This window comes from Paenibacillus sp. FSL R7-0297 (genome assembly GCF_038009025.1).
GTDB lineage: Bacteria > Bacillota > Bacilli > Paenibacillales > Paenibacillaceae > Paenibacillus_AQ.
Genome location: NZ_JBBPAQ010000001.1, coordinates 6091616 through 6113692 on the forward strand (window position 1 = coordinate 6091616; position 22077 = coordinate 6113692).

16 protein-coding genes and 1 pseudogene are annotated in these 22077 nt (G+C 49.6%); 6 read left to right on the top strand and 11 right to left on the bottom strand.

Annotated elements, in window-relative coordinates:
- Nucleotides 1–18: 18 nt before the first annotated feature.
- The 3 genes from MKZ24_RS26690 to MKZ24_RS26700 form a co-directional block, all read right to left on the bottom strand.
- The gene (locus MKZ24_RS26690) at nucleotides 19–5583 is read right to left on the bottom strand and encodes a hypothetical protein (protein ID WP_197073070.1); all 5565 of its coding nucleotides are present in this window, start codon (nucleotides 5581–5583) and stop codon (nucleotides 19–21) included.
- A gap of 386 nt (nucleotides 5584–5969) precedes the next feature.
- Nucleotides 5970–6623: a deoxynucleoside kinase gene (locus MKZ24_RS26695; RefSeq protein ID WP_039303943.1), complete on the bottom strand. Its 654-nt coding sequence runs from the start codon at nucleotides 6621–6623 to the stop codon at nucleotides 5970–5972.
- A complete protein-coding gene (locus tag MKZ24_RS26700) occupies nucleotides 6620–7243 on the bottom strand; it encodes a deoxynucleoside kinase (protein WP_340788478.1) in 624 nt (207 codons plus the stop codon). Before MKZ24_RS26700 ends, MKZ24_RS26695 begins: the two co-directional genes overlap by 4 nt.
- A gap of 235 nt (nucleotides 7244–7478) precedes the next feature.
- Here MKZ24_RS26700 and MKZ24_RS26705 point away from each other — a divergent pair, with 235 nt between their 5' ends.
- Complete coding sequence (locus MKZ24_RS26705; protein ID WP_340788481.1) at nucleotides 7479–8990, top strand: stalk domain-containing protein; 1512 nt, start codon at nucleotides 7479–7481, stop codon at nucleotides 8988–8990.
- Nucleotides 8991–9079: 89 nt separating this feature from the next.
- On the opposite strand, the gene MKZ24_RS26710 is transcribed toward MKZ24_RS26705, so the two are convergent.
- Nucleotides 9080–9634, bottom strand: a complete 555-nt coding sequence (locus MKZ24_RS26710) for a PadR family transcriptional regulator (protein ID WP_340788484.1) — start codon at nucleotides 9632–9634, stop codon at nucleotides 9080–9082.
- The gene (locus MKZ24_RS26715) at nucleotides 9631–10473 is read right to left on the bottom strand and encodes a sialate O-acetylesterase (RefSeq protein ID WP_340788486.1); all 843 of its coding nucleotides are present in this window, start codon (nucleotides 10471–10473) and stop codon (nucleotides 9631–9633) included. Before MKZ24_RS26715 ends, MKZ24_RS26710 begins: the two co-directional genes overlap by 4 nt.
- Before the next feature lie 252 nt (nucleotides 10474–10725).
- Between MKZ24_RS26715 and MKZ24_RS26720 the strand changes: the two genes are divergently transcribed.
- Both MKZ24_RS26720 and MKZ24_RS26725 read left to right on the top strand, forming a co-directional pair.
- Nucleotides 10726–11391 (top strand): Type 1 glutamine amidotransferase-like domain-containing protein, encoded by a 666-nt coding sequence (locus tag MKZ24_RS26720; protein WP_340788489.1) that lies wholly within the window; start codon nucleotides 10726–10728, stop codon nucleotides 11389–11391.
- Nucleotides 11392–11456: 65 nt separating this feature from the next.
- Nucleotides 11457–12323 carry a GNAT family N-acetyltransferase gene (locus tag MKZ24_RS26725; RefSeq protein ID WP_042234852.1) on the top strand — a complete coding sequence of 289 codons (867 nt, stop codon included), beginning with the start codon at nucleotides 11457–11459 and terminating at the stop codon, nucleotides 12321–12323.
- A gap of 64 nt (nucleotides 12324–12387) precedes the next feature.
- Here the strand turns inward: MKZ24_RS26725 and MKZ24_RS26730 are convergent, their stop codons facing one another.
- The 3 genes from MKZ24_RS26730 to MKZ24_RS26740 form a co-directional block, all read right to left on the bottom strand.
- A complete protein-coding gene (locus MKZ24_RS26730; protein WP_340788494.1) occupies nucleotides 12388–13371 on the bottom strand; it encodes a phosphotransferase enzyme family protein in 984 nt (327 codons plus the stop codon).
- Nucleotides 13372–13666: 295 nt separating this feature from the next.
- Nucleotides 13667–14803 carry a carboxynorspermidine decarboxylase gene (gene nspC / locus MKZ24_RS26735; RefSeq protein ID WP_156123465.1) on the bottom strand — a complete coding sequence of 379 codons (1137 nt, stop codon included), beginning with the start codon at nucleotides 14801–14803 and terminating at the stop codon, nucleotides 13667–13669.
- Nucleotides 14804–14828: 25 nt separating this feature from the next.
- Nucleotides 14829–16028, bottom strand: a complete 1200-nt coding sequence (locus MKZ24_RS26740; RefSeq protein ID WP_042234847.1) for a saccharopine dehydrogenase family protein — start codon at nucleotides 16026–16028, stop codon at nucleotides 14829–14831.
- 841 nt (nucleotides 16029–16869) lie between these two features.
- Between MKZ24_RS26740 and MKZ24_RS26745 the strand changes: the two genes are divergently transcribed.
- On the top strand, nucleotides 16870–17223 hold the full coding sequence (locus MKZ24_RS26745) for a hypothetical protein (protein ID WP_042234846.1): 354 nt from the start codon (nucleotides 16870–16872) through the stop codon (nucleotides 17221–17223).
- 31 nt (nucleotides 17224–17254) lie between these two features.
- Here the strand turns inward: MKZ24_RS26745 and MKZ24_RS26750 are convergent, their stop codons facing one another.
- Complete coding sequence (locus tag MKZ24_RS26750; RefSeq protein ID WP_197073069.1) at nucleotides 17255–18091, bottom strand: helix-turn-helix transcriptional regulator; 837 nt, start codon at nucleotides 18089–18091, stop codon at nucleotides 17255–17257.
- A 561-nt stretch (nucleotides 18092–18652) separates the two neighbouring features.
- On the opposite strand from MKZ24_RS26750, the pseudogene MKZ24_RS33170 reads away from it, so the two are divergent.
- Nucleotides 18653–18811 (top strand): annotated as a pseudogene (locus MKZ24_RS33170) (DapH/DapD/GlmU-related protein); the annotation flags it as partial.
- Between the two features lie 1464 nt (nucleotides 18812–20275).
- On the opposite strand, the gene MKZ24_RS26760 reads toward MKZ24_RS33170, so the two are convergent.
- Together MKZ24_RS26760 and clpP are read right to left on the bottom strand one after the other, a co-directional pair.
- Nucleotides 20276–20482 (bottom strand): hypothetical protein, encoded by a 207-nt coding sequence (locus MKZ24_RS26760; protein ID WP_340788502.1) that lies wholly within the window; start codon nucleotides 20480–20482, stop codon nucleotides 20276–20278.
- Between the two features lie 18 nt (nucleotides 20483–20500).
- Nucleotides 20501–21118 carry an ATP-dependent Clp endopeptidase proteolytic subunit ClpP gene (gene clpP, locus MKZ24_RS26765; RefSeq protein ID WP_269322108.1) on the bottom strand — a complete coding sequence of 206 codons (618 nt, stop codon included), beginning with the start codon at nucleotides 21116–21118 and terminating at the stop codon, nucleotides 20501–20503.
- 167 nt (nucleotides 21119–21285) lie between these two features.
- Between clpP and MKZ24_RS26770 the strand changes: the two genes are divergently transcribed.
- Entirely contained in the window at nucleotides 21286–22047 is a 762-nt protein-coding gene (locus MKZ24_RS26770) for an RNA polymerase sigma factor (RefSeq protein WP_052416224.1), read from the top strand.
- The last annotated feature ends 30 nt before the right edge of the window (nucleotides 22048–22077 follow it).

The window sequence follows — 22077 nt, forward strand, 5'->3', positions numbered from 1 at the left end:
CCCCTGTTTATCTTTCATTTATTTCATGTTGCCAATAAAGAAGGTGGCAAACTCGCGGTCCCGCTCCTGTGTTCTCACGACAATCGTGTACCAGCCTGTTTTCGGGAAGGTGACTTTAAATTGACTGCTCACGAGTTCATCATAAGTCAGCTTCTGCTTCACCAGCTTCAGCTGTCCTTCGCGGTACAAACCAGGGTAATACAGAATATCAAATGTTCCTGCCTGATTGACCTTGTCTACTCCGGCTACCTTCATAAGGTTGTAGCCTGATACCTTAAAGGTAAGTGTATTGGTATTGAACAGTGCAGACTCTCCGGAGGATGCCGAGATTAAGGTATCGTTACCGAAGATCAGCAGTCCGCCATCCTTCACGACCACCACATCCTGATACACAACCGTCTCATTCCCTACCTGGTCAACCGCCGTATATGCTACACGCTGGCGTCCAAGCTTGCTGAGATCCAGCCCACTGATTGACACCTTCACGCCTGCTGCTTCCGATACATTATCGGAAACTGTGAAGCCGCCGAGATCTGCGCGGAAGTTAAAGTCTTTCTTGTTCTGGACAATACCTGCTGTTTCGTTATTCAGTGTCAGCTCAGGCGGTGTGTTATCAAGACCCGCTATCGTAACCGGAACCTTGTTCACATTGCCCAGAAGATCCGAGATGGCGACTACCGCTGACCCGCTGCTCTCGAAGGTACGTGAGTAGCTGAACGTTCCATCAGCTTTACTGATCTGATTCGAATAAGCTGCTCCGCCCTCAATAGGTCTTACTCCGAAGAACATTTTATTCGGTGCTGTGACGCTGCCGCTAATCGTAACCTTCACTTTACCCTTGGCATATTTCTGTCCGCCGATCGTAACAATCTGATCGGCTGGAACAGCTTTGCCTTCCGCATCTACAAAGGTGTAGGCAATCTTCTCAGCTTCAGGCGGTGCGGAGAGAATATTCGTAACCTTCTCTTTAATGACTGTCGTATTGCCGTACTCATCTACAACTGTGAAGGAGGCTGTTCCATTCTCAGTCAGTGTAATGCTCTTGGCCTGACTGATAATGTTAATAGCTTTAGCCGAGGCATCTGCCTTCTCAACCGTTACTGTAGTGCCGGTGGAGAATAGTACATTGCCGTTATTATCCTTCACGGTATTGAAGGTGCTGCTGCCGTTCAGGCCATATTGGTAGGAACGGACCACTTTCACCTTCGGAGCTTCTTTGTTAATGTTCTTTACCGTGGCTTCGACGGTATTTGTATTCCCGGCCGCGTCCTTAATCTCAAAGACGAAGGTGCCATTTTCCTTGAAGGTGTAGGCATTTTTGCCGCCATTGTTCGTAATCGTTACCGGCTCAGAGGTGCTCTGAAGATAGGCGACCACATTGCCATTCGTACTTACCATGTTCGAGTATTCAACCGTTCCTTCCGGTTTGGTTCCATCAATATTCTTCACGACCAGATACAATGTATCTGTACGGTCCGGATCACCGAGATCGGTCAGATCGAAGCTGTAGTAGCCATTCTCATAGATCTTGAATGCATTCCCGGTCCGCACAGGCGCCGATGGATTAATCTTCGAAGGCATCACACGGATACCCGGCGGAAGCGTGATCTCAATATCTGCACCAACCGTGGCATTTACCGGACTGTTCACGCTGAGCGTTGCAAGCGCATAGACTGGCTGTTCGGTTGTAGAAGCGCCTTCGATATCAAGCTTGGCCGCTTCACTGATCAACCCGCCCGGTGTTCTGTACTTGACCCATACCTGCAGCTCTGTCGGATCACCAGTCGGAACCTTCACGGCTACGAAGTTGGTATAAGGCTTCCAGTTGATCCAGCTTGCACCGTTATCAGGTGATACCGAATATTCATAACCCGCTTTGTCCTCTGTCTCGAGGCTCAGCTTCACAATCGCTGTGTAGCCATCCTTCGCATCACCGGACAGATAGATGAGAGAAGAGTCTGCTTCAGCCGGCGGCGTATCCGATTTTGAAGAGGCTGAAACTTTGAAGGTCCCCGTGCTTGCCGTCACAGAGCTGTTGCCTGCCCCGTCAACCGCGAGTACATAGATTTTGTAATCAGCAAGTTCTCCTGCCTTCAACGTTTTGTCGTCAATAGATACCGATCCGCCTGCTGGGACGTTCAGCCAGTCTGCAGAGGACTCTGTAGGCACTATTGCATCTGCATCTTGTTTTACCCATTGATATTTGCTGACAAGTCCTGTTTTGCTATAGAATTCTGACACGTTTACCCGCGTCTTCTGTTCCGGAAGCGGATAAGCAATAGCGTTAGGGCTTAAGGTAACCACCGGTGCTTCATTGTCAAAATAATAAGCTTTCGAATAGTAATACGTTCTGTCGCTGTGCTTCACCATAAGATGAATGTATTGCGTTCCGTTCAATTCAGATTTAGCAGGAATGACATAGCTATAGGTGGCTTCACTTACAGAAGCATGAAGTCCCATCGCTGCCAGCTTGGAATCCGTGTTATCTTCTGCCGGCTCCGCTGCGGCTTCTCCTGCCGGTTCAATGGCACCTGCTGAAGCAGCAGGTGTAGCTTCCGGCTCAGCACCTGGTGCCGGAGTCTCTTCAGCCGCCAGTGGGGTCAGTTCAGACTGAACCGGTCCTGCGGACAAGAGCTTAAGGATTGCCACCGGTCCGATGTTTGCCGTAACTTCCGGTTCTGCCTGAGCATTCGGCTCTACTGGAGCCTCAGGCTGGGTAGTCTCTTCCCTGCTGTCAAAGGAATTGTCCACGGACAGAGGTTGTATCAGATCCTTAGTTGCTTCAAGGCCTGTATATTCATTGTCGGAGTCAGGATGAATGGAGCTGCTGCTGATGGCATAGCCCACATAATCCGGTGTCACTCCGCTGATCTGGAACATGACATCATGACTTTGAACATACTCAGGATTCGCTTCCGGTGTGAACTGCGTCGGAATCGTAGCCTCTGAACTCACAACAACCGCCTTTTCCTGCGGTGTCTTGACCGTTTCGTTGCCCGCATTATCGAGTGCCTTCAAATAGAGCCAGTAAGCGCCATCCTCATCAATATCCTCATAGGTAGACCGGGTTACCGTTGTACCGGAGTAGGGAGTAGCTGCCCATTTGATGTCCTGCGGTGAATCCCCGTCCTTCACCCATTGATACTGCACGCTCTTGACGCCGCTATGCGGGTCCTTCACAAGAGCTTGTACAGTGGTGGTGTCCTCGGCGGCCATTGTAATGGCAGGTCCCTGGTTGTCCAGCTTCAGGATCCCTACTTCATGCGTCCAGTTGGAATCATCCTGTTTGAAATCGTCAACCTTCCAGACGCTCAGGTCGCCGTATTGTCCAACAGCGGCCAGTGCCTGGTTGTCAGCATAGAAGATTTTATCTGCCTTCGAACCCGGTGCTTCTGCAATCCAAGCATCATACTGCGCCTGATGGCTCGCCACATAAGCTTTTTTCTTCTCGTATTGCATCAGTTCTCTGGCCGAATCCCAGGTCATATCCGCTGTCCAGGTATGCAGGTACCATTCCCCGCTGTTTCCTTCCTCGAACGCTTCAGGCGGAGGAGAGAGCAGGTTGGTCTTGTTATTCACTACAGACAGCTGTACATTCTGGAATTCTCCAGGATACAGCTCTTCCGACGGTTGTTTGGCGGAGAGCGCGTAACGTTTGAGTGCCGCGTTATTGTCTCCGGATACAGAAGCAAACGGATCCGCTTTATCCTGACTCCACCAGTAGTAGACAAGTCCAACGGAAGGCGATGCTTCCGCACTCATATTGGAAGGCCGGTAGATTCCGCGGCTCGGCCGCTCTGCACCACGGTCTGCTTCAGTCGGATCAAAGTGGGGTACTTTAATCGAAGGATCATTGGCATCGATCGTTACCTTACCTTTTTTTGAATAGGCCGTATCACTCGCACCGCCTGCCTCGAACCGGTACCCGATAACCGGCTTCGTATTGTCGATGAACAGGTTCGCCCAGTCAATCTTAGAGTTGGCGAGCGAGAAGTCGCTGCCGTAAGGATCAATTTTCTCTTCATGTATCCCATCAAAGTTAGCGGGCTGAATCATCAGGTTGCCTGCGTAATCCTGGATAACATCCGTATCCATATTAATAGGCAAGCTGCCGCCCTTGGCATCATTAGATACGGCAACGGCCTTGAGCAACGGTGTTTCCACGGTTAGTCCGCCTGGTACTGTCATGCGGAAGGTCCAATTTCTTGTATTCTTGCCTGCAACATAATAGGCTTTCATTCCGTTATTGAAAAGAATAAAGGTTTTCTTCTCATCCCAGCCGGTTTTGGCAATTGCCTCTTCCGTCATCTGCAGGGTGAAGTCAATAACATCTCCCTTATTCAGCGTCACACCGGTCAGAATCTCCGGTTGAATGCCGTTAGCAGTCTTGGAATACTTCGGACGCACCGCATCCACGATGACGCGGAAGCCGCCCCGATCGAAATCAAACGGGTTCCCGCTTTTATTATTCAGCCAGGCATTGCTGCCGCTGCTCGGTACAGTGTTGAGATTGACAACTGCTTTATTCCCTGCCGCATCACTGAGCACGGCTTCTTTCAATTTATTATCCAGCGACAGATCCATCGGTGCTCCGCCGGTGGTTCCCCCGGTAATTAGCGGTCTCAGGGGAAGATTGCTGCTGTTATGAAAAGGAACTCCCGTATATCTATAGGATATTTTCTTCTGGTATGAATCCAGGTTGTTCTCATTAAAGCTTGTATTCTGCAGATACTGCTGTTGTCCGGCTGCCGGAAGTCCGGTGTCCGGATCATTTATGAACAGCTTGTGCCGCAGGAAATAATCCGAGTTTGCCTTCACCACCGAAGTCGGTCTGACCGGCTCGCTGAAATTGTAGCTGAGCGTGATGTTCTCATCTCTTTTGACATACAGCTCTTGCTGGTTAATATTCTCGTTCAGCCGTTCAGCACCGTTGCCGGTGAAGGTATAGTTGTCGATCACCGGACGCTTGAGGTCCTGGAACTTGAGGTAGAATCCGCGTACACCCGCTGCTTCACCGTCGTCATCGCCTTCACCATACACCCATACTCTAATTTTGGAGGTAGGTGTAATACGGGCTGTAGCCGTTTTGTTATATTTCTGACTACTGCCGGTTCTTTCTTTGATAATATCCCTTCCGTCGATGGTTACCGTAATTGCCGAATGACGTGTCCACAGGAACCCGGAGTGACGCCGCAGAACCGCAAAACCTGTAATCATCTCTGCTTGTCCGCTCTCCGCCATGGCCTTCAATAACGGATTATTGGCTACGTCAACCTCGAACGTGACCGTTGCTTCATTATCATCGAGACCGGCATAGATATCACCGGTTGCCCAATCCATTCTGGCATCTTTGTCCGTCTCAGTCTGGGCGAAACCTGCTTCCATATTGTTGTAAAAGTTACCAAAGGCGTTCTCTGCAGGGTAGCTCAGATTCCCCACATGCGCTCCGTTCTTAAACGTTACCTCAAAATCATCACCCGCAGCTTCTGCCAAGCCGCTAAAGGAACCGGGTATTAACGACAACAACATGCTGAGAATCAAACTTAGCGAGGTATATTTCTTCAATCTCCTGCTTATTAACAATGTGATGCTCCCCCTTATTCGTTCATCATTTCCTGTCCGGCGTGTAGCAAGATTCGCTGCAGCTTCTATTAGCTCCCTTAGCTCCCGCATTCTCCTTTCGCTTGCCTTCCCGCGGACCAAAAACAATTAAATTCTAATTACTGCAATTATCATATCTGCGATCCATTCTATCAGGCCGCTCTAAACAAACTCTTAACAATTCTCGACAAAAGTCGTTTCAAATGGTCCTGAATAGGGTAAATGTCCCGAAAATATGAAAAAAGTCGCATTCACTTCAAAAAAAATGTCTAAAAACACAAAAAAAGCAGCACCCAGATGAACTGGTGCCGCTTCTTAACATCCCTATTCTTATCGATCTCACAAACCATTCCTCTAAAATAAAATCCTTACTTCCCCACCGGAGCCCGGCCAATTGCCGCGCCTACCTTATGCAGGATATTCGCCATGGAGGCAGCATCCTTCACATCATATTCGTCAATGTTCAGTCGCAGCACCGGGCAGGCGCTGAATTCGTTAATCCACTGGGAATACCGGCCATGCATATGCTCCCAGTAGGAGACATCGGTCTGAATCTCCATCTCGCGCCCGCGCTCATTGATCCGGGTCAGAATCGAAGGCAGGCTGCCTTCAATGTAGATCAGCACGTCAGGATGCGGGAAATACGGAGTCATCACCATAGCCTCGTACAGGCTGGTGTAAGTTTCATAGTCGGTTTTTGACATCGTGCCCTGATCGGCATGCATTTTGGCAAAAATCCCGGTGTCCTCGTAAATCGAACGGTCCTGCACGAACCCTCCGCCCAGCTCGAACATCTTCTTCTGCTCCTTGAAGCGTTCCGCGAGGAAATAAATCTGCAGGTGGAAGCTCCACCGCTCAAAGTCATGGTAGAACTTCTCCAGATACGGATTATGATCTACTTGCTCAAGTGACGTCTGGAACTGCAGGCGTTCCGCCAGTGCTGCGGTCAGTGTCGATTTGCCGACGCCCACCGTGCCGGCTACCGTGATAATTGCATTGTCCGGGATGTTGTATGAGTTCATTTCATAAGCTCCTTTAATTGTTCTGCGATTGCGGCGAAGTCTTCCGGGTTCTCTACAAAGTCGACCTTGTTGCCATCGATGGTAATAATGACCGTAGAGGGTTCGCGGCGGGCCAGTGAAGCCATCGCATCGTCATAATCCTCGATCAACTGCTGCAGATAAGCAGGCGCAATGATCTCTTCGAACGTACGGGCGCGTTTGGCAATCCGGGCCAGCAGCGTGTCCAGATCGGCACGAATGTAGAAGATGATATCCGGCTTCCTGAAATCATCAGTCAGGATATGATAGATCTCCCGGTATTTGTCCCGTTTCGATCCCTTCAATGTCCGTTCCCCGAAGATCAGATTCTTATAAATATGATAATCCGAAATGACCGACTTACCTTTATCTATGTACTGGGTCGTAGTGTCTTCAAGCTGCTTAAACCGGTTGCACAGGAAAAACATCTCCAGTTGGAAGCTCCAGTCGTCCATATTCTGATAGAACTTGTCCAGAAACGGATTTTCATCCACGATTTCTTTAATGACCGGAAGGTGCATTTCGCTGGCGAGCATCGTGGCGAGGGTTGTTTTACCGGCTCCAATTGGACCCTCCACGGCTATAAAAGGTGCATGTTTCATTAACGCTGATTTCCTCCTCAAATACGGACAATGCCGGGTACAGCTTATTAAATTTCAGTGCACAAATCAAATTCCACAAAAAACAGACTAAATCATTGTAACACAGGAGGGACGGCTATGAACGGTTAATTTTCAAAGAAACTTTCCGCCCTGATACAGCGTCTATATGTAAGGAAATATATACATTTATTTACCTATATCAGTAAAAATAACATTGAGGGTAGAGGGTGCTTTTATGAAAAAAAGGAATCTGCTTGTGAGCTTGATCATGGGTCTGACCGCGATTCTGAGCATTGGTAATCCTGAGACTGGCTCAGCCGCAAGTGCTTCCGGGATTGCCTCTTATGGAGCCAATGATCTGATTAAGGATGATGGTTCCCTCTGGGTCTGGGGCGACACCAAATCTGTCCCTACGCAGGTTCACGGGTTAAGTGATGTACAAGCTTCCTTTCCCCTGTGGAACAGCGCGCTGGTTACGGCCAGGGACGGCTCTGTCTGGAACTGGGAGACCAACGCCCGGACGATGGAAATAGAAGTGACTCCGATCGCGGAATTAACGAATATGACGGACTTCTTAAGCCTGGAGAACCGCCGTGTAGCAATCACCGGTGAAGGCAAGGTGTTTATTGCTGTAACGACACCTGACGGTGCGGAGACGACTTCTTTTTCACCAGTCCCCGGTATAGATCAAGTTGCTGCTGTCTCCGGATACAGCGAGAGTAACGGGCAAAGCTATTGGCGGCGTTTCCTGTTCTTGAAGACGGACGGTACAGTATGGACCACCTTTGACGAATTTGCCACCCTCACGCCTGTAGCTGGTCTGACGGACATCACCCAGCTTGAACAGAATTACGCGCTCCGCAAGGACGGCAGCGTCTGGACCTGGCCTATCCAGAATTCTTATCAACCGGAGACTCTAGGCGATGCTTCTAAGCTTACAGCCACCCGCATGCCCGCCTTATCCAGCGTAAGTATTCTGCGCAACAACGGACGTACCCGGCTCGCCATTGACGGGCAATCCCGTTTATGGTTCTGGGGCTCAACGGTCACAGGATACTCCGATGGAACTACTTATGCGGATCAACCCGTTCCCGTCCTTTTCTCAGGAATCAGTAAGGTGACCGATGCTTACATCGTCGAACACTCTATTGTTGCGCTGACCTCAGACGGTAAGGTATACGCGGCTTCTACTGAGACGACCCGGATGTCCCCGGACGCTCCGTTCACTCTGCTCACTTCCGATGTTCAGTCCATGAAGGGCGGCGGAAGACATATTATTATGCAAAAGAAAGACGGCACCCTCTGGGGCTGGGGTGTGAACAAGAATGCTCAGCTCGGGTACGGCACCTATGAGTTCAGCTATAAAAACCCTGTCCCGATGCAAAAACCGATTTCTGTCACCCTGAACGGCGAATCTGTCGCCTTCACGAACGGGGTAATTACCCGGAACGGGCAGAATTTCATTCCGCTGCGCTCGCTGTTCAGCAAGATGGGAGCCACCGTCGGCTATTCTACGGATAAGATAGCGACCATTACCGGCACCGCGAAAGACAAATCGCCATTGACCATTGTGATTAATACCGTGAGCGGAGCCACAACAGTAAATGGTAAAAGCATTACACTGCTTAATCCGCCTTTTGTAGTCAATGGTGCCGTCTATCTGCCGCTGCGCTTCATCAGCGAACAGCTTGGAGCGACTGTGGAGTGGCTGCCGCAGGAGGGCAGAATTGCGATTAGTCTGAAATAGACAGGTATTTACCTGATAAAAAGAGCAAACGGGCTATCTCTCAGTTCTTCTGGAGGATAGCCCGTTTGCTTTGATGTATCATAAGGTGATTAGCTTTCTTTTTTGTCTGCAACAGATCCCCCTATTTCTGCTTTCAATTGTTCAAACCACGCTAAGTTAACCAAGTGATGGGAACGGGAATTTTCGTTCATACGGCCGTAGTAATCGATGGTGCCGGGAAGTTCTTGTGTGCCAGACAAGTATTCCTCAAGGCGGGAGATTCGGGTTATCGTCAGATCGATCTGCGATTGAATCAGTTCCAGCAATTTGGTTTTGTCGTATTCATCGGCAAAGAGCAGCGCCCCATAAAATTGCAGGTTCACATATTCCGATTTGGTGCCGTATGTGACCATTAATTTATCGAATTCAGCCCTTCCCGCTCCGGTGATGTTAAAGTTCCGGCTTTCGCGCCCGCTGGTTGAAGGATTCTGCAGAATCTGTTCAATCCAGCCTTTCTCTTCAAGCTGCTGCAGATTGTAATAAAACGAACCCTTCGTGAAGTTTACAATGTATTTGTAATGGCGTCTTTCCATTAAAGCCAGTAGTTCGTACCCGTGAGCGCCGGGGTTTTGGATGAGCAAGCCAAGGATCAGCAAGGGGATCAAGGCTGCATCACCTTCACCATCTTCGCCTCGAATTCCGCGTATGTGATTTTACCAGAAGCCAAATCCAGACTATGAAGGTACATCTGCTCAGTTTTTGAATAGTCGCGCTCTACTTTCAGTGACTGCTCCTCCCCCGGGAGGGGTTCCATAACATGACATTTTTTCGAAAAAGCCTCGAAATAGCGGTAGCCGAAAATGCGTTGCGAAACCGCGTTCATATGAATGCCATCAGGATTCGCGGTCAAATTTGCCGCTGTTACAAAATAACAATTGGGCTGTCCGTTAGCGAAGTGCTGCAATTGTTCATTAACCTGCGTGTACTCTTTCGCGTGCTGTCCAAAACCGGTCTTCCCCAGGAAATCACCAAGTCCGCCTATGATCAACGGCGCCCCATCAAGATTCAATTCGTGTCTTAAGGTCTCGATGATAAGGGTTAACTTCTCGTAATAAGTTTCATGCAGCGAACGGTAACTGTCGCTCTCACCCTGGTGCCACAGGATTCCGCAGATTTGACTGGACCGCAGGGCGAAGCGGGCTTCGGATAACGCATGCTGAAATAGGATGCCTTCCGGATGCCAGTCATTCAAGGAACTGCCGCCTTCCGCACAAGGAATCAAACCCATTTCTTCATCGGGACTTACTTTCGACCAGGCATCGGCAAAAGACGCCGCCAGGCTAACACCGGAAACCGGCCGGTCGTAATTAATCGGCTCTGTCATCATCTGCCACTGTCCATTGCGCAGCATTTTTATTTTTTCATTATAGATAGGATCAACTTCATGCAAAAAACCACGGCCCGCCATATTCGACTGACCCAGCATTAAAAATGACTTTATCATTTAGGCTTCACTCCATTACATGACTATTATAGTCTAATTAGACTAATTGTATTGTATAGTCTGATTAGACTATAGTCAATGGGATCTGGCTGGGTAAATGTGTTCTCATAATTCATAACAACGGTCGGAATAGGTGATTGAATGCAGTCGCTTATTCTTGGATATACCAGAATTTTTCCTAATACTTCAATTCCATGTTATGGTAGTCTAGAGTTGGATTTATGTAAATAATACATATGGAGGTAATTAAGTTTGAGTACTCACTACTATTTCAGTTGGTTTAATAATTTTTTCCCAGAGAAGCTGGTCCATTGTTTGCATGAGGATATAGGAGACAGACAATCGCTTGTTATGATTAGCGCTGATCCGTCTGTTTATACAGGTGAGCAAATTAACTTTGATGATATTTCTGAATGGACATGGCTCTATCAGGCTAACCTTATTTTTGATGAATATCATTTCATTGATTACCGCATGCAGAAGGAAGATGCCCGGCGATTCATTCAGAACGCTTCTGTCATTTTTTTATGCGGTGGTTATCCTGTTTTGCAGAACGATTTTTTGGCGGAATATGAATTATCGGATGTTATTAAGAACAGCAATGCCGTTATAATGGGTGCCAGCGCCGGTGCGTTAAACATGGCTGCACAATGGTTAAGCATGAATAACACTGATGAAGTTGAAACAAGTACTATTTATGATGGTATTGGCTTTGATCATTTTGCCTACGAATCTCATTCCCAGCGCAACTACGCCACTTTTGTTCAAGGCTACCTGTTCCCCTTGTCTGAGGAGATTGATGTTTATGCGGCAGAACAGGAGAGCGCTATACGTGTAAAGGACGGCAATATAGAAATAATGGGTCCTGTATATTTAATTTCCCGCTCAAAAATTCAGAAATTGGTTGAGACGCTCTAATTAAGGTTTTAAGTTAGTTCGAAAAATCCGGAAAAATATTGAGCAGATGAAAGGGTGGTATTGCAATGCAATTCAAGTTGTATACGGATGTGCATGAGTTTTACAATGATACCTATGATGTACTGATGCGTCATGAAGCACAAAATTTGATTCCTCTTGGCAATATCATAATTGGGCATGAAGGAAAAGACAAAACAGACTGGCGTGACCCTGTAAATTGGCTTATGGCAACGATTTCGGATGCTAAGGGCATACAACTTACCGCCATAATGACACCGCCACACAATATTACGCTTTATGCATCAGACAACATAATTAACCCGGAAGCTATAAACTGTCTGATAGATGGGTTGAAAGACCGGGAAATTCCAGGGGTGACAACCGAAAAAACCTTGGCAGAGTATTTTGCCAAAGAATATACCTTGCGCAAGGGAATAACCTTTAAAACAACCATGAGCCAGCGTATATATGAACTTACGGCAGTAAACCCAGACATTCAAAAGGTTGGTATCGTTCGATTGCTGGATGAAAAGGATATTCACTTTTTCCCATACTGGGCTGAAGCATTTTATGCAGCGGGGAGCTATGGCAAAACAGAAATGTCCATCCCGCAAGATGCAGACCCTTACCTCTACCGGATAGCATCGAAAAAAATCTATATTTTAGAGGACAACGGGATACCCGTTTCTATGGCAGGATATACAAGGGTAATGCAGACGGCTATTGGCGTGGCATTTGTATATACCCCTCCATATGAGCGTGGAAAGGGTTACGCTACTTCAATTGTGGCTCAAATCAGCCAGCTTGCATTGGATACAGGATTTACGAAGTGCGTTTTATATACGGACTTAGCAAATCCCATATCTAATAACATCTACCAAAAGATAGGCTATAGGCCAATTTGTGATTCGCTTCAGTTAAAATTTGATTAGAAGAATGATACGGACAGAATTTCTTCTACCTTAGAAATAAAACACGTCTAATCCGGTATATTATTCACCTGATCGGTCCGCTAAACCGCGAAGCCTTGGCCGCACAGGCACCTGCCAGCCGGCTCCGCAGCGTGATAAGCCACTCCGGTTCATGCTCGCTTTGTTCGGCAGCGGATCTCAAGATCCGCACATAGCCGTACAAATCAGCAAACCGTCTGCACGCCGCCATGGACGGACCCTCTTGAGGCAGGTTATACCAGCCGGCATAGCCGTCCATGAAGCACTGTTTTTGGTGCTCATAAGTCTCCGGAGCCACCTCTCCCCGCAGACTGTCCAGCGCCTGCTCGATATCGGCTGCATACCAGTGGTACATCGCGTCATCGAAATCGATAGCGCTGATGGTATCCGTGCCCTCATCATAGAACACATTGTCGAGTTCAAAGTCATAATGGGTTAGCCCGTAATTCTTAGTCGTGACCGGCTGCCCGGAAAAATATTCAATTAACAGCCTTGCCTCGGCCACGGCTGCCTCTTCCCAGGGAAACTCAGCCAGCACGCTCAACATCCACTCCAGTACATCCTTATGGGACCATCTCGCCGCCTCAACCGGCGTATATTCGCTAGACAGTTGATGAAGCTGGCCCAGCGCTTCGCCATATTTGTATAGGATATGATCGCTCAACTCTGTGCTGCCCAGCTGTACCCCTCCTACCCGCTTGAATACGGAAGCATAGTATGCCCCCCATGGGGTATCAGCTTCCACAAGCTTCTCACCTGTGTTCGAGGCTACAGCTTCCAGCACGCCATACCCGCACTCCCGCAAGTAAGCAATGAACTCAAGCTCTGCCCGCACATTATCCTTCCGCTTCTCAGCCGCTGGTGCAAATCGCAGCAGTTGGTTCTCCCCGGCATTCTCGAACGGATACACCGCGTTGGAGGAGATCCTGTAATACTGGAACAAATGCAGCGACTCCGGATCGAATTCCCAATTTCCCAGCAGCATCGATGCCAGTTCCTCATTATTGTGTAGATATTCTAATTTAAGCACGCTTAGCGGCAGCTCCCTTATATGTTCGTCATTTATTTCTTCCTCTGTCATCCCTCTCACTATCTCTGCAGCAGTAAATCAATCGTATAACCCGGCGTTTCATGCCGCTCACTCCCTTCACGTTCAAGCCATTATACGTATAATGCTACGCCTGATCCAGACTAAGGACAATGTAACAAATGTATTTAACTATTCCTTACAAGTAGCAGCAGCGAACAAAAGAGCCCGGAAGTTTCCTAAATCGCGCAAAAAAGCGCCCCATCAGCCGCAGCTGAAGGAGCGCTTCTATACTTACTTAAGATAAACGGCCACTAAAATCACTATATTCGAACTCGCGGATGACCTTGATGCCTTCTTCCTCATTGTAGGAAGCGATGGCCGGCAGGTTCACGCCGTTGAACATATGGTTCTTCACCATGGAATAATGCGCCATGTCGAGGAAGATGAGCTTGTCACCGTATTTCAGCGGCTCCGGGAAGGAATAATCCCCGATAACATCCCCTGCCAGGCAAGTCATGCCGCCGAGTCTGTACGTGTGGGCGAATTCGCCCGGCATTCCGGCACCGATGATGCCCGGACGGTACGGCATCGCCAGCACATCCGGCATATGGCATTCGGCCGAGGTATCGAGAATCGCGATATCCATACCGTTATGCATTGTGTCGAGTACAGTCGCGACCAGGTAACCGGTGTTAAGGGCAATTGCTTCGCCCGGCTCCAGATAGATCTCGACATTATACGTTTCCTTCATATGCAGGATACACTTGATCAGTGTCTCCAGATCATAGTCGGGACGGGTAATGTGATGCCCGCCGCCGAAGTTCAGCCATTTCATGCCGTGCAGATACTGGCCGAACTTCTCTTCCACAACCTTAAGCGTACGCTCCAGGGTATCCGAGTTCTGTTCACACATGGTATGGAAATGCAGCCCGTCGATTCCGTCCAGCTCTTCCGGCCGGAAGTTCGGCAGGGTTACGCCCATACGGGAGTAGTTGTAGCAAGGATCATACAGCGGCACTTCAATCTCGGAGTACTCCGGATTGACGCGGATGCCGCAGCTGATCTTCTTCGGTGCGTTCTGCACCCGTTCCTTGAACCGGCTCCATTGATCAAACGAGTTGAACACAATGTGGTCGGTGTAGCCGAGCAGCTCATCGAACTCGCGGTCTACATAAGCCGGTGCATAAACATGGACCTCTTTGCCCATTTCCTCGAAGCCCAGGCGGGCTTCGAACAAGGAGCTGGAAGTTACGCCATGCAGGTATTTACCCACCAGTGGGTACATGGAATGCATGGAGAAGCCTTTTTGTGCCAAAAGAATCTTCGCCCCGCTGCGCTCCTGCACGTAGTTCAGAGTTTCCAGGTTCTTCGTCAGCAGGCGTTCATCTACCAGATAGGCAGGGGACGGCAGCGAGCTGATATCAATATCTATATCTTTATCCTTCATGACTTAAGCCCTAATCCAGCAACGTCGGCGAGAAATCTTCTTGCCAAGGCAGCCCGTGTTTGTTAAGTGCATCCATGAATGGATCCGGATCGAATTCTTCGATGTTGTGTACGCCCGGTTTGTTCCAGATGCCTTTGATAATCATCATAGCCCCGATCATTGCAGGAACGCCGGTAGTATAGGAAATGGCCTGGGAGCCAACCTCTCTGTAGCACTCTTCGTGATCGCAGACATTGTAGACATAATAAGTTTTAGGCTGGCCGTCTTTCACGCCCTGAATGATGTTTCCGATGTTCGTTTTACCTTTGGTTCTTGGTCCCAGGGAAGCCGGGTCAGGCAGAATCGCCTTCAGGAACTGCAACGGAATGATCTCTTTACCTTCATAATTGATCGGTTCGATCGAGGTCATGCCAACATTCTCAAGCACCTTGAGGTGAGTCAGATAGTTCTGCGAGAAGGTCATCCAGAAGCGGATTTTTTTCACGCCAGGGATATTAACAGCCAGGGATTCCAGCTCTTCATGGTACAAAAGATAGATATCTTTCGGACCGATCTCCGGGAGATCGTATACTTTTTTCTCGGACAGCGGTGCCGTTTCAATCCACTCGCCATTCTCGAAGTAACGTCCGTTCGCTGTAATTTCGCGGATATTGATTTCAGGATTGAAGTTAGTTGCAAACGGATACCCATGGTCGCCCGCGTTCGCATCCACAATATCAATCGTATGAATTTCGTCAAAATAGTGCTTCTGCGCATAAGCCGTGAATACACCGGTTACGCCTGGGTCAAAACCGCTGCCGAGCAGCGCCGTAATTCCGGCCTTCTCGAATCTTTCCTTGTATGCCCACTGCCAGGAATATTCGAATTTCGCGGTATCCTGCGGTTCGTAGTTAGCTGTATCTACATAATGCACTCCGGTAGCCAGGCAGGCATCCATGATCGTCAGATCCTGGTATGGGAGAGCGACATTAATCACGACATCCGGCTGGAAGCTCTTGATCAGTTCAATGACTTCTTCCGTGTTGTCAGCATCGAGCTTGGCCGTAGAAATCTTCGTCAGGCCCCCGTCCAGTTTCTCCTTCAGAGCATCGCATTTTGACACCGTACGGCTGGCAATGCAGATCTCTTCGAATACATCCGGGTTCTGGCAGCATTTATGAACAACAACGCTCGCTACACCGCCAGCGCCAATAATTAACGCTTTTCCCAAATTAATAACCCCCTAATTTTGCTTAAGTTATTAGTTATTAGCCTTGCTGCTCTGGATCCGTTTCGTTGTCAGTCGTTTCGTTTCATCAAGCTGAACAGGCTACATCCTATGAAAAATCAACAAGGCTGATTATACAGAAACCTTCTCAATAAATCAATAAAAAACGACAAAAAATGATATGTTCCGTGTAAAATCTGTCGATTTCTCCATTAATACTCTGTAATTCACAGTAATACACTGGAAAGCTTCGTTTTCCTGCGCTTATTAGCTTCATTCAATCACGGACTCATCAGGAGCACCGGACGATTAACCATGCACAAGGCCAACCGGATAATTGTATCACAGCAGAAGAAATCTTCATACGATTTATTTTAAAATTAAGTGGAAACGGCTGAGTTTGCCCTCTTTATTTCGATGAAATCTGCTCACCTCCAAGTGGTTGTATAAAGCTGCAAATACCGCACATTATAGTAACTTACCCCTTTTTCGCGCAGCACTAACTGCTTGACCGGCAAAGCTGCGTCAGGAATTGCCGGCAGCAGCTCCATGAGGTTATTATGTGTAACGCTGGTAATCCAATACTCTGTATGCAGAAATAAACCCCGCAGATGGGGCTCTGAGGGGTGCAGTCAACCATTTATACAGTATTGCGCGTTTCATTGTTAAGTCTCGGCTCATTGTAGCTATTGTACCGCTTGCAGAACTTTGCCGTAATCTTCACCTCAGCACGCCTCTTTGTTATCCCCAGCTCAATGCAAAATCATTGGCAATGTGAATAGGTAATGTGACATACAGTAGTCTAGTTACTCATGTTAGGATATAAAAAAAAGGAGGTAACACAATGTCAAAACAACTACCGCAACCTGTTGAAATATATATGGATTCGTTAAACACCAATGATACTACGGTCATAGATGTCTGCATGGCAAAAGATGCACACATCCACGATAGCGGTGAAAACAATCATTTCAATGGAATTGAAGCTATTAAAGAATGGCGTGGAAAATCTATCGGATATGAATTGAAATCCAACGTTATTGAAGTGGAGTATAAACACGGGATAATCATTGTAAGTTCATTAACCAGTGGTATCTTCCCGGGTAGTCCTCAGCTGTTTTATTATTTCTTTACTGTTGCCAATGATCTAATCACTAATATTGAAATTGTCCCGGGAGCGGAGAACTATAAACAGTAAGGCACTTGGCAGGGAATCCAACCGGTAAGGATTATCCGCTCTTCCCGTGCTCTAGAGTCCGCATAGCAGAAGGCGGCTGTCCGTTCTGTTGCTTGAAGCTTTTACTGAAGTGAAATTCGTCGCTGTAACCGCAGGCTGCTGCAATCTCCTTCAAGGTCAGTCTGGTGTACAGCAGCAGCTTCGCCGCATGCTCATAGCGGATTTCACTTAAGTAGCTTTTGGGGCTCCTATGCAGATATTGCTGAAAAAGACTGCGTAAATACGAGGAGGAAATCCCGTAACGCACCGCCAGCTCGTGAATAAGCAAAGGTTCACTGTAACGGCGTTCAATATCATTCTTGATCCGCAAAAACAGCTCAAAGCCCTGCCCCCGGCCCAGCTGGGCATTCGCCTGAACCTGCAGCAATTCGTACATGAGCTCATAGAGCAGGGACTGGGTCATCAGCTGTCTCCCGGTGCTTCCGGGGACCCAATCCGCAGCAATTTTATGAAACAAATGACCAAGCTGCTTGCCCTGTTCCCGCTCCGGCTTCAGCATGAACTGCAGCGGCAGCACATCCAGCGGCTCTATCCTGCCCTGATTATCCGCCGAAGGCGACAAGGTATAGAGCGAGAGCAGAATCATTGTAATCCGCAGAGGCTCCTCCCTTCCGCAGCTCATGTCCAAAGCCAGCCCAGGCGGCAGATAGAACAGCATCCCCGGCGATACCGGATAGTCTTCGTCCGTACGGAAGATCCCCTGACCTTCCTGAATCCAGTAGAAGCTGTGCACATTGATATTCTGGCGGATATCCCTCCAGTCCGGGAACGTGATCTTATCGTGAATCCAGTGAATATCTATGGCCAGATTCTGCACAATTTTCTCCATCCTCTGACTCCCCCGTTTCTGCAGCATCTCTGAGATCAGCATAAAATGTTGAAGCGTTTTTGACAAGCTAGTCGTGCTCTTTATGCCATGTCCCTTCCCTTCCTCTACTGCTACACTTAAGGAAATAATGACTTATGCTATAGAGGAGAGACTGAGATGCCCGAACAACGTTCCGCCTCACGGAAGGCGCTCGATTACATGCCCTGGATTGGCCCCTCCGCACAGGAGCAGCAAGAGCAAATCTTATACCAGCAGCAGCTAAGCGCTGAATACTCCTATACCTTTGGAGAAGCCTGTTATGTCTCGCCGCAGGCGGTGGTATTGCCGGATCAGCTTCAGATGGGCGACCGGAGCTATATTGCCGGCGGAGCGATTGTCCGCAGTGCCCGGCTCATCATGGGTAGCGATTGCTCACTCAACAGCTACAGCGTGCTGTCAGGCGATATTACCATGGGAAATGGTGTAAGAGTTGCTTCACATGCGAGTATGTACGGGTTCAATCACGGATTCGCCTCCACCGATATCCCGGTCTTCCGCCAGCCTTGCACTGTCCAAGGGATTGTCATCGGGGACGACGTATGGATTGGAGCCAATACCGTTATTCTGGACGGTGTGCAGATCGGTTCGCACAGCATTGTCGCCGCCGGTGCCGTGGTTACCAAAGATGTGCCCGCTTACAGTATTGTGGGCGGCAATCCGGCCAGGCTAATCCGCAGCCGGCTGGCCGGGGATACAACAGCAATTGCCGCTGCAGGTGAACGAAAGGAGGATATAGGGATGACAATGGATTCGCAAGCTGGAGGAGCAGCAGTGAAAGCTGGTACGGGTACAGATGCGGCTGATGCAGCTGTAACAGCGGATAGAGACACTGCCGTAAATACGATGCCAGTTCCTGAAAGTGTGCCGGCATATAGCCTGCTCTCACAGCAGCTGGCTGACTTCGGCAAGCTGGCAGGAGACCAGCTGATCCCGCTGCTGGAGTACTACTCAGAGTCAACGGAGGAAGAGAAATTCTTCCGCGACCGGCCCGGATATAAGCGGACGGTTAGAGCTTACTGCGATGCAGTGGAGATTGCCGCGATGTTCAGCAGCCTGCCGCCCGGCTGGACGAGGGCAGAGCTTACCGCTGTATTGCAGGGATTCCAGGATGCCGGGACAGGACTGCTGCCCGATCCGTGGTCTCCGCCTGGACCGGAGGATCACCCTGAGCTGTTAACCGACCATCTCTCCCGGTACCATCTTCTCGCTGTAGGGTACGCGCTGGAGGTGCTAGGTTCTGCGCTGCCCCATCCGGTTACCGTTGCTGAGAATATGGAGACCGCTGCGTTATATCCATATCTGAATGATCTGCCGTGGGAGCACAATGCCTGGGGCGGCGGCGACTGGATTGACTGCTATGCCACGGGTCTGTACCACAACCTGAAGACGTTCGGCTCCCGTAAACGGCCGGATGATCTGTTCGGCTGGCTGGCGACCCATTGCCGCAAGGACTCCGGCCTATGGGGCCTCCCTACCGCAGAGGAGGGCTGGCTGCAGCCGGTGAACGGTTTCTACCGGCTCACCCGCGCGACCTATGCGCAGTTCGGCCTTCCTCTGCCGTATCCGGAGCGCAGCATCGATACCGTGCTGGCCCACAGCAGGGACCGCCGGTTCTTCCGTGCAGAGGTGCTTAACGCCTGCAACGTGCTGGATGTGGTCCATCCGCTCTGGATCTGCCTGAAGCAGACCGATTACCGCCGTGCAGAGATCCGCAGCTGGGCGGAGAATATGCTCAGCGAAGTGCTTAAATTCTGGGTTCCGCAGCGCGGCTTCGCCTTCCAGTTATCACAGCAGCAGGACACGGGTCTGCAGGGAACCGAAATGTGGCTGAGTATCCTCTATCTGCTGGCTGACCTGTGCGGCGTAAGCTCATCGCTTGGATATACTCCAAAGGGTGTGCACCGCCTGGCCCCTGCCTTCTCACTGCCCCCGAGATAGCGGCTTCCCTCTCCGCTTCCGCGGTGAATGAATACTTCACCAGCTTCAGCCTTACGGACTTCTGATTCCGGTAATGGTATCCGCATATAACGGATATTAAGACCGAATATCAGCAGCAACAGCTGCACTATTCCAAACCCAAAACCCCCGGATCTCCCTCATAGCGGAGAACCGGGGGTTTAGATTGCTTTTACCAGGATGTACTGTCTACTGCCCGAAACCGACACGCGGCCGTTCCCGTTCTTTGGTCTGCACGTCTACGGCGCGGATGGAGGTGATTGGAATGTAGAGGGTCTGGAACTCCGTGCTGTACTTCACTAACCTCTCATCCAGCTCCTCCAGAACCCCTCCTCTGACACTGGTTCCATCCAAAAAATGAATCGTTACTTCCTGCCCTTTCAACGCTGATAACATCTTAATCCGCTCCTTCGTCTACAGATGGGTAATAATCGTGTCGATGATCCCGTATTCCAGTGCTTCCTCAGCTGACATGAAATAATCACGGTCCATGTCCTTCTCCACCTTCTCCGCCGGCTGGCCGGTACGTTCCGCCGTAATCTGGACTATCTTGTGCCGGATTTGCAGAATTCGTCTTGCGCTGATGGCGATATCACTGGCTTGGCCCTGTGCACCGCCATGCGGCTGATGGATCATGATCTCGCTGTTCGGCAGTGCGGATCTTTTGCCCGTAGCTCCTGCCAGCAGCAGCAGCGAAGCGAAGGAAGCCGCAAAACCGGTGCAAATCGTATTCACCTGCGGTTTGATTACCTGCATCGTATCATAAATACCAAAGCCGGCGGTAGTCGAGCCCCCGGGGCTGTTGATGAACATCTGGATATCCTTGTCCGGCTCATCTGCCGCCAGGAACAGCAGCTGGGCAATAATGCTGTTGGCCAGCCCGTCATCGATTGCCGCACCCACGAACACAATCCGGTCCTTCAGCAGCCGGGAATAAATATCGTAGGACCGTTCGCCTCTGGAAGTCTGTTCAATGACATAAGGTATAATACTCATTAGCTTGTGCCTCCTCTGATCTGTCTTAGTGTATATATCCTGTAGACGGACCAGGGAAGCTTAAAGATACGGGTATGCGAAATTCGGCGGGTATACAAGGATAGCGTATCTTTTACAATGTGCCGTTCGTTTATATAATAGAAGCAATAACTATATAAAATGAATTCAAGAACATAACAAAAAGCACAAAGGAGAGGGCCAAGATGACAATTCTTGAACATCACCGTATGCCGGACAGGGCGGATATGGAAAAGCAGAGTCTGCAGGAGCTGGGGACTGCGCTGCACCGGTATTGCCTATCGCTGACCCGTTCCGCCTTCGACGCTGAAGATCTAGCCCAGGAGACCTGGACCAAGGCACTCGGATACAGCAAGTTCACTTTGAGCCCCAATCCTGAAGCCCTGTTGCTGCGGATTGCCAAGAATACGTGGATTGATGCCTCACGGCGCAAAGGCTCCCTGATCCGTGCGCTTGAACGTTCAGAACCCCCGGCAGATTCAGCCCTTACACCGGCTGCGCAAGGAGATCGCACCGAAATCGAACTGGCCTTTCAGGCCTTGATCAAGCATCTCTCCCCATTGCAGCGGACCGCCTTCGTACTCCGTGATGTTCTGGGATATTCAGCCGCCGAGACAGCCGGAGCCTTAAGCACTACCGAAGGGGCAGTCAAGGCGGCTCTGCACCGGGCACGCCTGGCCTTATCCAGGGTCCGGGAAGAACTGGCTGAGAATGAGGGGCCCGCTCTTCCGCCGGATGCTGATTACCGGGCTTATCTCAGGGCGCTGGCCCATGCCTATGAGCAGGGTCAAATTCCGGTGATGCTGGAGCTGCTCCGCCAGGCGACTGCCGCAGAAGTAACTGTTGCTGTAAGCACCACCACAGTGCATGCCCTGTATTCCGGAAGCGGAAGCTTCTCCTATCTGAATGGAAGCAGCACCTATGCCGGGCTGCGGATGGCAGCTTAACTTTATTCATTAGAATCTTAGCCCGCACAC